Below are 15540 nucleotides of genomic sequence, written 5' to 3'. Positions count from 1 at the left end.
ATTCGTCCCCTTGTTTCACGACCGGAATTGGTTTACTCAATTTCAAACAAAAACAATCAGGAATGCCAATGCTTCACAGAATTCTGTTTTCGCTGCTGCTGATTCCGGTAACCATTTACTACAGTATCAAGATGCTGCTTGTGGATTCGGCCCGGTCCACTCAGGAGCAGGAGGACGCTCCGGCCCTGCAATGGGGAAGACAGCTCATTCGCCTCGGCGGTCTCAGGATCGACGCGGACCTCAGTTCCATTGAACCGGGCGGGCATTACGTACTCATCGGCAATCATCAGAGCAATCTGGACATTCCCATTCTGGACGCGGTGTTTCTGGAAAAGGATGTGCATATCCGGTTCGTGGCCAAGCAGTCCCTGTTCGACATCCCCCTGTTCGGCAAGGCCATGGCCCGTGCCGGGCACATTTCCATCGACAGGGGCAACAGAAGGGCGGCCATGAAGAGTCTTGCCGCAGCCGTGGATCAGATCAAGGGCGGCATCAGCCCGGTGATCTTTCCCGAGGGCACGCGCAACACCAACCTTGATGAATTTCTGGAATTCAAGTCCGGCGGGGTGATCCTCGCGCTCAAGTCCGGCCTGCCCGTGGTGCCGTTCGTCATGGTCAACACCGGCAGGGTCATGCCCAAGGGCGGACGATTTCTGGACAACAGACATACCATTCGCATCAAAACGCTTCCCGTGATAGATTCTTCCGCATATACTCTGAAGGAACGTGACAAATTCAAGGACGACCTTCGGGAAATGATGATGACCGCCTACCGGGAAATGAGGAACGAGGAGAAATAGATGGCTTCCCCACTGACGCTGTATCCGCTGGGCGGACTCGGTGAAATCGGCATGAACTGTATGCTTTACGCCACGGAAACCTCCATGGTGATGGTGGACTGCGGCCTGATGTTTCCCGAGGATTATTTGTTCGGGGTGGACGTGGTGATCCCGTGTTTCGACATGGTGATGGACAATCGGGACAAGCTCAAGGGCATTGTTCTGACCCACGGGCATGAGGATCATATCGGCGCGCTGCCGTGGCTGCTCAAGAGCGTGGACGTGCCCGTGTACGGGTCGAAATTCACTCTCGGCCTTGTGGAAAGCAAGCTGAAGGAACGTGATCTGGACCGCTGGGCCGATCTGCGCGTGGTCAAGCCCGGAGAACGGATCGAACTGGGCGACATGGCCTTCAACTTCATCCCGGTCTGTCATTCCATCATTGACGGCTACGGTCTGGGCATCGAAACCCCGGCCGGGCGGGTGGTGCATACCGGGGATTTCAAGATCGACCGCAATCCGCTGGACGGTCATGCCACGGACATGCAGGCGTTCAAGAGCTTTGCGGAACCCGGGGCAACCCTGCTGCTGTCGGATTCCACCAATGTGGAGCGCGACGGCTTTGCCCTGACCGAACGGGAGATCAAATCCAGCCTGCGCGAGATTTTCAGCACGGCCAAGGGCCGCATTCTGGTTTCCCTGTTTTCCAGTCACATCCAGCGCATTCAGGAAGTGTTCGATCTGGCCGAGGCCGAAGGTCGCAAGGTTGCCATCTCCGGCCGCAGCCTGATGCGGAACATCGAGTTGGCCCGGGAACAGGGGCATCTGCGCGTGCCTGCGGATACCTTCATCGAGGTGGAACAGACCGGGAGCTATGCCGAGAATCAGATAGTGCTGCTGGTGACCGGGTCACAGGGCGAACCCCTTGCTGCGCTGTCCCGGATTTCCGAGGGCGAACACCGCCAGCTCGCGGTTCGGCCCGGCGATCTGGTGATCCTGTCCTCGCGTTTCATTCCGGGCAATGTCAAGGCCATCACCAAGGTCATCAACAATCTGTACCGGCTGGGCGCGGAAGTGCTCTACGAACGGGTGCAGGGCATTCACGCCTCCGGTCATGCGCACAGCGAGGAGCTGCGGCTCATGCTGGAAACGGTCAAGCCGAAGTATTTCATTCCGGTGCACGGCGAATATCGGCATTTGGTCAAGCACCAGCGACTGGCCGTGGAGTCCGGCGTTGCCCCGGAACGGGCTCTGGTCATCGAGAACGGCCAGCCCGTGACCTTTCACGAGGACGGCATCCGTTTCGAGGACGAGGTCCCTGCTGCCCGGATTCTGGTGGATGGCAAGGGCGTGGGCGACGTTGGGCAGACCGTGCTCAAGGAGCGCATGCTGCTGGCCGGGGAAGGCATGGTCATCGTGCTGCTCGTGGTGGACGAGGATACCGGGGAAATCTCGGTCGGCCCGGACATCGTGTCCAAGGGGTTCGTGTTCGAGCAGCAGTACATGCATGTGCTGGACGATGCCAAGTGCATCGTGCTGGACGTGCACGAGAACATTGCGCCCGGAGACACGGAAAAGCTCAAGGAGCGCATCCGGTCCGCATTGCGCCGCTTCTTCCGCAAGGTGCTGGAGCGTGATCCCGTGGTGGTCCCGCTGGTCATCTATATCTGATCCTGTCGGGAACTTCGTCCAGCCTGTGGACTTCATCCTGTGCATGCGGTAAGAAATCGTGAGCGTTGCTACGTGCGTTCTGTGAACAAGACCAAACGGAGATGGTGATGAAACGGATATTGATGCTTGCTGTATGCACAGTGCTGACCATGGGGCTGCTCGGGTGCGGTACCCACATCACGGATCTGGACCGGGGCGCGAAACTGCGCAAGCAGGGGGATTGTGCCGGGGCCATGGAATATTTCGATGCAACGATTGCCAATACCAAGGTTGCGCTCGATCTTGCCTATGCCGAGTATCTCAAGGCGCAATGTCTGGAGGAGAGCGGCGATCATGTCGGCGCGTACCGCAGCTTTTTCACGGCCCGTGAGGTGATCTGCTGGCAGATCGTCCACAATGATGCAAGGTCGTCGAACAATGCCATTGCCCGGTCGGAATATTGTCAGGTCATCATTCCGGAACGTCTCAAGGCTCTTGAGCCTTCGGTGGGCAAGGAAAAGGCCGCGGCGATTCGCAAGGAAGTGGATGACGCCCTGTACCGGAAATACATGGATACGTTTTTCAGGAAGTAGCTGTTCCGACGCCCCGCTTTGCGGGGCGTTTTTTTCTGTTGCGTTTCCCGAACGGGATGCGCCGGACTTCTGCCCGGAGGCGGAAACATGCCGCTCAAGGACTACACTGCCAATCTCGACAGGCTGCAAAAGGGGCTGGGGCGGGCCTTTGCCGATGAACCATGGCTGCTCAACGTGCCCGGCAGGTCCGTGGCCTGCAAGATCGATCATCTCTATTATCTTGCGGTGATGCCGGCCTTTGGGGAGAGTCTGGGCCGTTGGGCCGGGATGTTTCCGGAGCAGGCCGTGGAGACTCTGGTGCGGACCGGCAATCTCATAACCCGTGCCCCGGAGCGCGATCCGCTGCTGCGGTTGCATGTGGGATGGGGGGGCAGGGTCTACGAGATCAAGGCCGCGTTCGTGGATGCGGATTTCATGGATCGTGCACTCAAGACCTATGGTGGGCTGCCTTCGGTGCTCAATGTCTCGGACCTGAAGATCAGTTCCGCGGATCGTCCTGCGGTTGAAGCCTTTTTTGCGGACAAGACGCCTCCCCAGAAGCTCGTGTATTTCTGATCCCGTCCTTTGGGAAAACGACAAGGCCCGGAACCGTGCATTGCGGTTCCGGGCCTTGTCGTTTGGTTGTCGGGAAGTCTACTGCACGTCGCTGAACCGTTTGCTCAGCATGATGTCCAGTATGGTGCGGTCGGTTTCCACCATGCCGTCAGTGGCCAGCGTGCCCACGTTGCGCATGGTGTCCTCCGGGGAAAGGCCGATGATGCCGTCCGTATGGTGCACGTTCACGCCCTGAAGCGAGAACAGGGCGGCCTGAACCGCATTGCCTGCCGCGGTGGAGAGCTTGAGCGCACAGCCTGCCTTGGCTCCGTCGCAGATCACTCCGGCCAGATCTTCCATGAGATTCTTGATGGCTCCGGCAATGTGCCGGGCATCCCCGCCCAGCAGATAGGTCACGCCTGCGGTGGCCCCGGCCCCGGCGGCCACGGAGCAGCCGCAGATGGCGGAAAGCCTTCCGGTGTGCGCCTTGACATAGGCCGTGATCATGTGGCTCAGGGCGATGGCTTCGAGCACCTGCCTTTCGTCCACGTTGTCCACATAGTCCTTGACCGCCCAGATGGGCAGAATGGCGGTCAGGCCGTGGTTGCCGGACCCGGCGGAACTCATGGCGGGCAGGGAGGCCCCGGCCATGCGCGCGTCGGCCGCACTGGATGTGAGAATGCGGGCGGCCAGAAGCATGTCCCGGCGCATCAGGCCCTGTCTGGCCAGTCGTTCCAGCGTCTTGCCCACGCCCAGCCCCATGCCGAACTTGAGTCCCTGTTCGGCCAGACGCATGTTCACGTCCACGCCTTCCCGGAGAAACGCGACGTCCTCGTCGTTCAACTGGTCGGTCAGGGCGATGAGATCGTTCAGGGTCAGGGATTTGAGCCACAGTTCCATGGCGGAAACCGGGCTTTTGCCTTCGGCGGTACGCGGACGGACAAGCGGGCTTTCCACCAGTTCGCCGTCCAGCGCCATGAAGGAAATGTTGTCGTGCAGGCCTTCGATGATGGCCTCGGCCCTGTGCCCGTTGCCCGAGACCTCGCAGCGAACGAACAGGCCGCGCTTGTCCTTGAGCAGGTTGACCTTGATTCGGTCCTGTTTCAGCGCGGCCCGGGCCTTTTCAACAACCTTTTCATCGATGGTGCGCAGGACCTCCAGACGCAGGGAGGGATCGCCTCCGTATGCGCCGAGCGCGGCGGCCATGTCCAGTCCGGACAGTCCGCCGGTGCCGGGTATGGTCACGGCCAGTCCGTTCTTGTACACATTGGGGTCCAGCCAAACCTCCGCGGAATCGAAATCCTCGCCGGGAATCAGGGACCGGGCCGCAGCCGCGCACAGGGCGATGGCAACGGGTTCGGTGCATCCCAGAGCCGGGGCCACCTGTGCGTTCAGAACGTCCTTGACCGTGTACGTCATGCGTCAGCTCCTGACTGTGCTTTTGGGACAGGTTTCACTCATGTAGCAGATTTCGCAGCCGCCATTGTAGGGGTAGGGGGTGAGCACCGCGTACTTGCGGTTCACCGTGCCTTCGTCGTTCCACGTCAGCCCCAGTTCCGCGAATGCGTCCAGAATTCCCTTGCCCGGGCGCGGCAGCGGGGCGCAATGGCCGCTGGCCAGTTCGGGGATCAGGTCCTGGGCCGCGGTCATGACCATGGTGATGGCCAGACTGTGAAAAAGCAGACCGTGGGTCGGGCTGTCCTGCCAGATGCCCTCGATCTCGTCCTCCACTTCCTCTTCCAGAAAGAGCAGGGCAAAGCTGCCTTCGCCTTGGGTGTTTTCGAGGTGATACGCCCTGCAATGGTTCAGCCATTTGTCCCAGCGAGGCTCGAATTCTTCCATCAGGTCCTGATCGAGCCGGGTTTCCTGGGCGATCTCCATGAAATACATCATGTCGAAGGCGGGCATGGGAGTCAGTTCCTTTATGCTGTATTTGGCCATGGTTGTCTCCTTTATTCGACTGTCCGCAGAAGATTGGTGCAAAAAAAAGCCGGAACCGCGCGTACGATCGGTTCGCGTCGGTTTCGGCCTGTGGTCGCCCCTGTTCCGTTTTTCTTCGGGCTGTCAGTCATTGTTTGGTTGCATCGGGCTGTCCGGCGCAATCATGCGCCGTATGTTCGGGAAGCTTTGATTACCTGTTTTCCTCGGGCTGCACAAGTTTTCGAGGGCGGGTCGTTGCACGCTCTGCGGATGCACGGTACAAGAAAAGTACCGGGAATGTCCGGCGCGTGTCGCCGCAGGATAATCAGGACGGAGGGTTCATGCCGCAAGCACAGGTCCCGCCATTCATGCATCGTCTGAAAAAGCCGTTCGCGGCCCGCAGGGCGCTGCACCTCATGCTCGCCATCCTCATCGGGGTGGGAGCCGGTTATGGAGCCATTCTCTTCAAGTTTCTGCTCAAGTTCATGCAATGGGTCTTCTATCAGGACTCCGGGGAATTCCTGTCCTTTGCCGGACAGGTGCCGGTGTGGATGAAGCTGACCATGCCCATTCTGGGTGGTGTGATCGTGGGGCTCGTAGTCAGCTATTTCGCTTCCGAGGCCAAGGGGCATGGCGTGCCCGAGGTCATGCAGGCCATTGCCCTGCGCGACGGGCGCATCCGCAAGCGCGTGGCCGGGGCCAAGATATTCGCGTCCGCCGTGACCATCGGGTCGGGCGGGTCCGTGGGTCGGGAAGGCCCCATGGTCCAGATAGGCGCGTCCATCGGCTCCACAGTGGGGCAGCTGTTCAAGGTGCCCACGGCCTACATGCGCACCATGGTCGGGTGCGGAGCCGCTGCAGGCATTGCGGCCACGTTCAACGCGCCCATTGCGGGCGTGCTGTTCGCTCTGGAGATCATCATCGGGGATTTCGGGGTGATGCAGTTTTCACCAGTGGTGTTGTCCTCGGTTACGGCAACGGCCATTTCCCGTCATTATTTCGGTGATTTTCCCGCGTTCGTCATTCCGGAATACACCATTGTCTCGCATTGGGAATTCCTGTTCTATCTGGTGCTGGGCGTGGTGACCGGGCTGGTTGCCCTGAGTTTCACCACGCTCCTGTACAAGCTGGAGGATGGATTCGACGCGATGAAGTGGCTGCCGGACTGGATCAAGCCCGCCATTGGCGGCGGACTGCTCGGCGTGCTCATCGTGTTCGTGCCCGAGATTTTCGGGGTGGGCTACGGAGCCATGAATCTGTCCCTGACCAACGACATGGGCTTTTGGCTGCTGTTCGGTCTGATCTGGGCCAAGATTCTGGCCTCGTCCATCACGCTGGGATCAGGGAGTTCCGGTGGCATTTTCGCGCCGTCCCTGTTCATCGGCGCCATGACCGGGGGCGCGTTCGGCTGGCTGGTCCATGCCGCGTTTCCGGGCATAACCGCTTCGCCCGGGGCCTATGCTCTGGTGGCCATGGGCGGATTGGTGGCCGGAACCACCTATGCGCCCATCACCGCAATTCTGATCATCTTCGAGATGACCATGGACTATTCCATCATCCTGCCCCTGATGCTGACGTGCATCACGGCCACGGTCATGAATTCCACCATCCGCAAGGCGTCCATATACACCACCAAGCTGCTCAGGCGCGGCATCGATCTCGAGGGCGGACGCGTGCGCAACGTGCTTCAGCGGGAACTGGTCAGGGACCACATGAATTCCAAGGTGGTGACCATTCCGGAAACCATGACGCTGGAGCGGATCATCTGGACCTTCAAGACCGAGAACGCCTCGTATCTGCACGTGGTGCAGGATGGGCGTCTCACCGGGGTTATCTCGTTTCGGGACATTCGGCCCCTGCTGCATGAGGAGGGACTGCTCAAGCTGGTCATTGCCAACGACATTGCCACGCGCGATCTGGCCACCGTGACCACCGGGGATACGCTTCAGGATGCATTGGACCGGATCACGGAATATGGAGTGTCCCAGCTCCCGGTTCTGTCCTCGGGCAGCAGCGGCAGGCTGGTCGGCTTTCTGACCGAGTCCGCCATCAACGCGGCCTATTCCCAGGCCATTGTGCGTGACGAGATTGCGGGCGAGGAGTGATTCTGCGGATTCAAAAGAAAGCGGCCCCGGACCTTCCGGTCCGGGGCGTGCCTGTTTGTCGTCGTTCGGTCCTAGTAGACGGGCATGGTGTTGACTTCCTCGTCCGGCTCCTCGGCGTCCTCGCTCATGGAGACGTTCGAAAGCCTGCTGCCGCCGGTCAGCTTGCCGACATTGGGCAGTTCGCCGTTGTCGTTGGGCAACTGGAAGCTGCCGTTGGCCGGAGGCGTGACTCCGACCTCGGGAGCGTGAACCCCCTTGGGCGCCCACTCGTAGGGAACGCGGTAGGCGCGGTACACATAGTTGGTGCCCGGAATGTTGCCGGGATACGGAGAGATGTATTCCCAGACGATTTCCCCTTCACGGGTCACTTCGATGAACCGGCCGCTCGCACCCTCGCAGATCAGGGTATTGCCGTTGGGCAGACGTTGGGCCGAGCTGATGAACGGGCTGAACACGGTGTGTCCGAAGAGTTTCCACGGCTTTCTGTGACTCTTGATGGAGTATTCCCAGACCACTTCCCTGGTCATGGGATCGATTTCCACCACGCGGGAATAGAAGCGATGCACCGTGGCAATGCCGTCGGGGCCCATGGCATTGGGCTCGCCGTATCCGGCCTGACCTCCATTGTCATAGACCATGACGTGGCCTTCGCCGGGCAGGCCGCGCGGGATCATGTGCGTGTTGTGGGGGCCGATGATCTGGCCGACCTTGGCATCCTCGCCGTGGACATAGTCCGGGCCGAGACGCCAGACCACCTTGCCGGTGCGCTTGCTGATGATGCAGAGAACGTTGGCCTCGCGGGAATCCAGAATGATGTTGTCGGGATGGAAGCGCTGGTCGCCCCTGTCGTACCACGGGTTGGGGCCGAGATAGGTGGCGCAGTTCTGATGCCACCAGTCGAAGCCATTCTTTTCCGCGCCGGGCTTGGGCTCCCATCCGCGGATGGCCTTGCGGGCGGCCTGGTCGAAACCGAATTCGTCGAAGTGGTCCGAGGCGGTCCACTGCCACAGAATTCTGCCGTTTTCATCGATTTCGAAGATCGCGTCGTCCATGAGCAGGTGGTCGCTGAGCTTTCTGTTGACGTGCCACTTGTGTCCCAGAATCAGGGTCTTGCCATTGTGCTTCTGGTATTTGTGGTCCGGCACGTAGTAGACCGGATTGCCCTTGTGCTGCAGGTCGTGATGCTGGGTGGAAATCCACATCTTGCCCAGAGACGGATTGCCGGGGTCCTTGTCCACCTTCAGATTCTTTCGATATTCCCAGACGATATTGTTGTCCCAGTCAAGCTGCTTCACGGAGATGCCGTCATCGATGTAGCCCTGCCAGCGTTCTCCCGTGGTCAGAATCTGGCCGCCGGGGAGCATTTTGGCCGGGAACCCGTTGGCTCCGGTCCACGCATGGACCAGATTGCCGTTCATGTCCACGAGACGGGGCATTCCGCCGCCGATCAGGGTGTAACCATTGAAACATTTGTCGGGCTGGTACTGGACCGTTCCCGTGGGATAAACCGTGGTGGTGGCATTGGCCGTCACGGCCAGAGCCGTGATGGCCAGAGCCAGCACCATGGCGCGCACAGATATCTTCATCCTTTTCTCCTTTGGATGGAAGCGGTTGTCACGATTTGTGACATTTGTGAGTATCAAGATTCGTACCGGGGAAAGACAAGGGTTGAGGATGGTGTAAGTATCTGGAATTTTGATGGTAAAAAGGAATTGGGGGGCAGTCTTGTCTATTGCCGGTGTGCGGCTGGTGAAACAGGTGTGCGGTTCCCCGTACAGGCCGGAAGGATGGGTAGGAAGGAAAATCCTGTTATTATAGTGAGTTGCCCGTGCCCAGATTGCGGGCCGGGACGCCTGCCCTGAGATCGGACTCCAGTCGTTCCAGAGGTACGCCTTTGGTCTCGGGAACCCATGTCCGGCAGAAGAACCAGCCCAGTGTGCCGACTCCGGCATAGAGCCAGAATGCGCCTGCCTTGCCCAGCGAGTCCACGATGGTCAGGAAGGTGGAGGCAATGGCGAAGTTGAAGACCCAGTTGCACAGGGTGGCGAGGCTCATGGCAAGTCCCCGGATGTGCAGAGGATAGATTTCCGCAATGAGCAGCCAAGCAATGGGGCCGAGGCTGACCGCGAACGAGCCGATGTAGGCGAACAGCGCGGCCACGGTCACCCATTTGAGTTCCGTGCCCATGGCGGATTCGAACTGGAAGGCAAGGGCCAGAACAACAAGGCTGACAATCATGCCCAGAAGGCCGGCCGAGAGCAGAGGTCTTCGGCCCAGTCTGTCCACCAGCCGGATGGACACCACGGTCATGAACACGTTGACCAGCCCCACGCCCACGGTCGCGGTGATGGCGGTTGTTGCCGAGGTGAATCCCGCCATTTCGAAGATGGTGGGCGCGTAGTAGATCACGGTGTTGATGCCCGTGGTCTGTTGCACGAACATGATGCCCGCGCCGATGACGACCACGGGCCGCATCCACGGAGCCAGCAGGTCGCGCAGTGTGCCGTGTTCACCCCGGGCAAGGGAGTCGCGTATTGCAGCGAGTTCGGTTTCGGCTTCCTCGCGGGGCAGGAGTTTGCCCAGCACGGCCCGCGCCCTGTCCTCCTGATCGTGCTCCATGAGCCAGCGCGGCGTTTCCGGCAGAAGGAGCATGCCGGTACCGAGAATGATTGCGGGAACGACTCCGGCAAGGAACATGTACCGCCATGGCTGGGCTGCGCCTGCGAACAGGTCGTCCACCAGATACGAGGCCACGATGCCAATGGTGATGAGAAGTTGGTTCAGGGAGACGAGTGCGCCGCGGTGGGCCGGTGGCGAGATTTCCGAGATGTACAGGGGCACGGCGAACGAGGCCACGCCGATGGCCAGCCCGATGACCACGCGTCCGGCAATGAGCAGGGGAATCGATGTGGCAGCCGAGGTCCAGATCGATCCTGCGGCGAACAGCACGGCCGTGGCAATGATGACCTTTCTGCGGCCCAGCGTGTCCGCGATCCTGCCGCTTGTCGCGGCCCCGGCTATGCAGCCCAGCAGCACGGCGCTGACCACCCATTCCTGAGCAGTCGGTCCAAGGGAGAAATCCTGCCTGATGAAGAGAAGGGCACCCGAGATCACGCCGGTGTCGAATCCGAACAGCAGGCCACCAGTGGCCGCGATGCCCGCAATGGTCACGAGCAGGGTCTTGCTTGGGTCCCGAGTTGTCATGGCGTATTCCCCCGATTGTCCGCCAGAATGGCACAGGACGCGTTTTTTTGCAAAACGTGGGGGATACGCCGCAGGAAAAAATCAGTTGCGCAGGGTGGCGATAAGTCGGTTGGTCTTGCGCAGGCTGTTCAGGGCGTCGAGGATGGACGGGAATATTGCGTCCGCGTCCAGCAGGGTGGCGGGAAACGCGCCTTCGGCCTGAAGCACGGCCATGCCCAGAGCGGCTTCCCGGAGCATGAGCCGGTCGTTTCTGCCATTGCCGATGCAGGCGCAGCTTGTTGCGCCGAGCTGCTTCACGAAATCGAGTTTGGCCTGATCCTGATCATTGTCCGGAATTCTGGTGAACGTGCAGTCGATTCCGGCCAGTTCCGTGCGGGCATGACCGTTGGTGTCCGCCGTGATCACGTGAATGGTCAGGTGTCTGGCGCAACGCGCAAGAAGTTCGCGTACGCCCGGAATGATTTGGCCGTCGCAGGCAATGGTGCCGTTGAAGTCCAGAACGAGATGGTCGATTTCCAGAGGCGATTCTTGGCCGGGGATGTTCAGGGTTATCATGTCGGATTGACTTGGAATTGTTGTAAAAGGATTGGAAAAAAGGCGGGGAAGTTGTCTTCCCCGCCCGAACATCATTTCTGTTCCGCCTTGAGCGCGCCCATCAGGGCTTCGTCCAGGGACGGGTGCGGGAAGACAATACGGTGAATGTCGTCGCGCGTCCAGCTCGCATGCACGATCATGGTCGATGGTGTGGTGAGCCGGGATACATCATGCCCGACCGCCGTGATGCCCACGACCCGGCCTTCGGACCAGATTACCTTGACGAATCCCTGCGTGGCGGCATGGGCCTGCGCCATGGGATTGGCCGCAAGCATGAAGGTGGAGACCTTGCAGTCGGAGCCTTTCAGATCGCTTGGCATCCTGCCCACGCGCATGGCCTCGGGGGCGCCGTACAATACGGAGGGCACCGGGCCGGACGCATAGGGCTCGTCGGTCCTGCCCGCCGCGTGCATGGCCGCGTAATGCGCCTGATGGCTCGCTGCATGGGCGAGCTGGATCATGCCGTTCACGTCGCCAATGGCATAGATGTCGTCCGTGGCGCGCAGCTGCCCGTCCACCTTGATGAATCCGCGTTCCAGCGTTACCCCGGCCTGTTCCAGACCGATGGAGTCGGACACCGGGCCGCGTCCCACGGCCACCAGCGCCTTTTCCGCCTCGATCACGTCGCCGGAATCCAGCGTGAGCACGGCCTTGCCGTCCACGGTCTTGACCGAGGCCACGCGAACGCCGGTGCGCACGTCCCATTTCCAGCGTTTGAACATGGATTGGAGCGCCTTGGACACCTCGGGGTGCTCGGCCGGAGCCACACGGTCCATGGCGTCCACCACATGGATCTTCGCGCCGAACCGATGCGCGGCCTGAGCCATTTCCAGCCCGATGAAGCCTGCGCCGATCACCACAAGGGATTCGGGCATTGCTTCAAGGTCGAGGAACATGTTCGAGTCCAGCACGGCCTTTCCGTCCGGTTCCATGCCCGGAAAGAAGATGGGTCTGGAGCCCGTTGCCACCACCAGCTTGCGGTAGTGCAGGGTTTCGTCGCCCACTTCGGTGCGGACCTCCACGGCTCCGGGCGAAACGATTCGGCCCGGGCCTTCCACGTACTCCACGCCAAGGAAACCGAGCCGCTGGATCATGGCCTTGCGTGTGCCTGCCAGCAGCTTTTCCTTGCGTTTCTGGAGGGCTGCGAAATCCACCCTGATCTCGCCGGATGCGACCTTGATTCTGGCCTGTCCGGCCAGCTCTTCCACGGCATGGGTGGCGCCGAGAAAGAGCTTGGTGGGAACGCAGCCCCAATTCAGGCAGGTGCCGCCCACTTTGTCCTTTTCGACAAGGGCGACCTTGAGGCCGAGTTCCGCGGCTTCGCACGCGCAATCGTATCCGCCCGGGCCTGCGCCCAGCACCACGAGATCATAGGTCATCGGTCAACTCCATTGCCCGGGCCGCATGGGTTTCGTCCAGACGGGACACCGGCAGATTCACCGGCGCGGCCTGCACGGCCTCGGGATCGGTTTCCGCCAGTTCGGCAATGGCGATGAGGTCGTCCACGAACTTGTCGAGGGTGGCCTTGTTTTCGGTTTCGGTCGGCTCGATCATCAGGCATTCCTTGACGATGAGCGGAAAGTAGATGGTCGGGGCGTGGTAGCCCATGTCGAGCAGGGCCTTGGCCACGTCAAGGGCGCGCACGCCGTTTTCCGCCTGTTTGACTGCGGACATGACGAATTCGTGCATGCAGATGCGGTTGTAGGGAACCTCGAAATGGTCCTCCAGCCGTTTGCGCATGTAGTTGGCGGCCAGCACCGCGTGTTCCGAGGCGCGGCGCAGACCGGTGCCGCCAAGGCGCAGCATGTAGGCGTAGGCCTTCAGGTAGACCGCGAAGTTGCCGTAGAACGGAGCCACGTACCCGATGGATTTGGGATGGTCGTAGCTCAGGAAGAACTGGCCGTCCTCCAGCTTTTCCACGCGGGACACGGGCAGGAACGGTTCCACGCGTTCGGACACGCCCACTGCACCGGAACCGGGACCACCACCGCCGTGCGGGGTGCCCAGCGTCTTGTGCAGGTTCAGATGCACGATGTCGAAGCCCACGTCGCCCACGCGCATCTTGCCCATGATGGCGTTCATGTTCGCGCCGTCGTAGTAGAGCAGGGCGTCCACTTCGCGCAGCATTTTCACGATTTCCGGCAGGTGCTTTTCAAACAGGCCCAAGGTGTTGGGGCAGGTCATCATCACGCCGGCCACTTCGTCGTCAAGCACTTTGCGCAGGGCCTCGGGATCGACGATGCCGTCCCGGGACTCGATGGAAACGATGTCGAATCCGGCAGCGTGCGCAGAGGCCGGGTTGGTGCCGTGCGCCGAGTCGGGCACGATGACCTTGGTCTTTTTGTTGCCCTTGTCGCGGTGGTAGGCGGCCATGAGCATCACGCCGGTCAGCTCGCCGTGCGCTCCGGCCATGGGATGCATGGTGAAGGCATGCATGCCCGTGAGTTCGCAGAGCAGACGTTCGGATTCGTATACGACTTCAAGCGCACCCTGACAGAATCCGCCCGCGCCCTTGAGCTGGGGCAGGACCGGATGCAGCCGGGTGAAGCCGGGCAGGTTCGCGGCCACTTCCATGAACTTGGGGTTGTACTTCATGGTGCACGACCCCAGCGGATAGAAGTTGGAGTCCACACCGTAGTTCTTCTGGGACAGGCGGGTGAAGTGGCGCACCACGTCCAGTTCGGACGCGGACGGCAGTCCGATGTTGCCGTCTCTCAGCAGTTCCTTGGGGATGTATGCTTCCTCGGCCATGCCTTCGCAGGGCCAGCAGCCTTCGCGGCCGGGAACGGATTGTTCGAATATGGTCTTCATCTGAGCGCCCCCTTGAGCATCTCGGCGAAGATGCCGATCTGTTCCTCGGTTGTTTTTTCGGTGCAGGCCACGAGCAGGCCGTTTTCCAGATCCGTGTAGTACCGGCTGAGAGGAAAGCCCGCGATGTAGCCGCGTTCGGCCAGTCGGGCCACGGCCTCGTAGGCATTCACGGGCAGGGTCACGGCAAATTCGTTGCCGAACGGGCCTTCGGTGAGCAGGGATACTCCGTCGATGGCAGTGAGTCGGTCCGCGCACATGTGGGCGCGCTCGATGGACAGGCGTGCGGCGCGCTTGACGCCCATTTCGCCAAGGGCGCAGACATGCACCAGGGCGCGCAGGGCGCACAGGGACTGGTTGGAGCAGATGTTGGACGTGGCCTTCTGGCGGCGGATGTGCTGTTCGCGCGCCTGAAGCGTGAGCACGTAGCCGGTGCGGCCCTCGGTGTCCTGCGTGCGGCCCACGATGCGGCCGGGCATCTGGCGCACCATTTTCTTGGTGCAGGTCATCACGCCGAGGTACGGGCCGCCGAAGGACAGGGGCAGGCCAAGGGACTGGCCCTCTGCCGTGGCAATGTCAGCGCCCATTTCGCCGGGCGTTTTCAGTACGGTCTGCATCACGGGATAGGCGGACATGATGGTCACGGCCTTTTTCTCGTGCGCAGCAGCGAACAGCTCGGTGAAGTCGTTGATGGAGCCGAAGAAGTTCGGATTCTGCACGATGAGTGCGGCGGTTTCGTCGTCAATGGCGGCCTTGAGGCCCTCCACGTCGGTACGGCCGTTTTTGTGCGGCACGGTGACCAGCTCGATGTGCAGGTTCGTGGTGTAGGATTCCAGCATGACCCGATAGATGGGGTTCAGGGCTTCGGAAACCACGGCCTTGCGTTTGCGGGTCTTGCGCACGGCCATCATCAGGGCCTCGTAGAGTGCGGTGCCGCCGTCGTAGACCGAGGCATTGGCGCATTCCATGCCCAGCAGCCGCGTCATGGCGGTCTGATATTCGAAGATGGCCTGAAGCGTGCCCTGGCTGGCCTCGGGCTGGTACGGGGTGTAGGCGGTGTAGAACTCTCCGCGCATGGTCAGGGCATCCACTGCGGCCGGGATGTAGTGGTCATAGAAACCCGCGCCCAGAAAGCTCACCCGGTCGGTGACGTTCTTGGCGGCCATGGCTTCCAGCCGGGAGAGCACTTCCATCTCGCTGAGGCCCTCGGGCAGGTCGAAACTTCTGGGCTGCATGTCCTCCGTGATTTCCGCGAACAGATCGTCAATGGAGTTCACGCCGATGGTTGCCAGCATCTCCCGAACCTCGTCCGGGGTGTGGGGAACGAAAGGCATAGGCGATTCCTTGTCTCGG

13 protein-coding genes are annotated in these 15540 nt (G+C 60.9%); 5 read left to right on the top strand and 8 right to left on the bottom strand.

The annotated features are described in order from the left end of the window. The first annotated feature begins 68 nt into the window (after positions 1-68). The 4 genes from MPN23_RS07640 (at position 69) to MPN23_RS07625 (ending at position 3577) form a co-directional block, all read left to right on the top strand. Positions 69-800: a lysophospholipid acyltransferase family protein gene (locus MPN23_RS07640; RefSeq protein WP_243547106.1), complete on the top strand. Its 732-nt coding sequence runs from the start codon at positions 69-71 to the stop codon at positions 798-800. After that, a complete protein-coding gene (locus MPN23_RS07635; protein WP_243547105.1) occupies positions 801-2450 on the top strand; it encodes a ribonuclease J in 1650 nt (549 codons plus the stop codon). 107 nt (positions 2451-2557) lie between these two features. Further along, positions 2558-3022, top strand: a complete 465-nt coding sequence (locus tag MPN23_RS07630) for a hypothetical protein (RefSeq protein WP_243547104.1) — start codon at positions 2558-2560, stop codon at positions 3020-3022. Positions 3023-3109: 87 nt separating this feature from the next. After that, positions 3110-3577 carry a hypothetical protein gene (locus MPN23_RS07625; protein WP_243547103.1) on the top strand — a complete coding sequence of 156 codons (468 nt, stop codon included), beginning with the start codon at positions 3110-3112 and terminating at the stop codon, positions 3575-3577. A gap of 78 nt (positions 3578-3655) precedes the next feature. Here the strand turns inward: MPN23_RS07625 and MPN23_RS07620 are convergent, their stop codons facing one another. Together MPN23_RS07620 and MPN23_RS07615 are read right to left on the bottom strand one after the other, a co-directional pair. After that, complete coding sequence (locus MPN23_RS07620; RefSeq protein WP_243547102.1) at positions 3656-4975, bottom strand: L-cysteine desulfidase family protein; 1320 nt, start codon at positions 4973-4975, stop codon at positions 3656-3658. A gap of 3 nt (positions 4976-4978) precedes the next feature. Then, entirely contained in the window at positions 4979-5497 is a 519-nt protein-coding gene (locus tag MPN23_RS07615) for a hypothetical protein (RefSeq protein ID WP_243547101.1), read from the bottom strand. A gap of 320 nt (positions 5498-5817) precedes the next feature. Here MPN23_RS07615 and MPN23_RS07610 point away from each other — a divergent pair, with 320 nt between their 5' ends. Then, the gene (locus MPN23_RS07610; RefSeq protein WP_243547100.1) at positions 5818-7581 is read left to right on the top strand and encodes a chloride channel protein; all 1764 of its coding nucleotides are present in this window, start codon (positions 5818-5820) and stop codon (positions 7579-7581) included. Positions 7582-7652: 71 nt separating this feature from the next. Here MPN23_RS07610 and MPN23_RS07605 read toward each other — a convergent pair whose 3' ends face one another. From MPN23_RS07605 to gcvPA, 6 genes are all read right to left on the bottom strand, one after another. After that, positions 7653-9167 carry an aryl-sulfate sulfotransferase gene (locus MPN23_RS07605; protein WP_243547099.1) on the bottom strand — a complete coding sequence of 505 codons (1515 nt, stop codon included), beginning with the start codon at positions 9165-9167 and terminating at the stop codon, positions 7653-7655. A 226-nt stretch (positions 9168-9393) separates the two neighbouring features. Further along, positions 9394-10785: a sugar porter family MFS transporter gene (locus MPN23_RS07600; protein WP_243547098.1), complete on the bottom strand. Its 1392-nt coding sequence runs from the start codon at positions 10783-10785 to the stop codon at positions 9394-9396. Positions 10786-10866: 81 nt separating this feature from the next. Further along, positions 10867-11340 carry an HAD family hydrolase gene (locus tag MPN23_RS07595; protein ID WP_243547097.1) on the bottom strand — a complete coding sequence of 158 codons (474 nt, stop codon included), beginning with the start codon at positions 11338-11340 and terminating at the stop codon, positions 10867-10869. 71 nt (positions 11341-11411) lie between these two features. Next, positions 11412-12758: a dihydrolipoyl dehydrogenase family protein gene (locus MPN23_RS07590; RefSeq protein WP_243547096.1), complete on the bottom strand. Its 1347-nt coding sequence runs from the start codon at positions 12756-12758 to the stop codon at positions 11412-11414. Next, positions 12748-14190: an aminomethyl-transferring glycine dehydrogenase subunit GcvPB gene (gcvPB, locus tag MPN23_RS07585; protein WP_243547095.1), complete on the bottom strand. Its 1443-nt coding sequence runs from the start codon at positions 14188-14190 to the stop codon at positions 12748-12750. The genes MPN23_RS07590 and gcvPB overlap by 11 nt, the downstream gene beginning before the upstream one ends. Beyond that, positions 14187-15521, bottom strand: a complete 1335-nt coding sequence (gcvPA, locus tag MPN23_RS07580; protein WP_243547094.1) for an aminomethyl-transferring glycine dehydrogenase subunit GcvPA — start codon at positions 15519-15521, stop codon at positions 14187-14189. The genes gcvPB and gcvPA overlap by 4 nt, the downstream gene beginning before the upstream one ends. Between the last annotated feature and the right edge of the window lie 19 nt (positions 15522-15540).

Source organism: Pseudodesulfovibrio tunisiensis (assembly GCF_022809775.1).
In the GTDB taxonomy this organism is placed as follows: domain Bacteria; phylum Desulfobacterota; class Desulfovibrionia; order Desulfovibrionales; family Desulfovibrionaceae; genus Pseudodesulfovibrio; species Pseudodesulfovibrio tunisiensis.
Note: the sequence above shows the minus strand (reverse complement) of the source record. Positions and strands in the feature narration are given on the sequence as shown.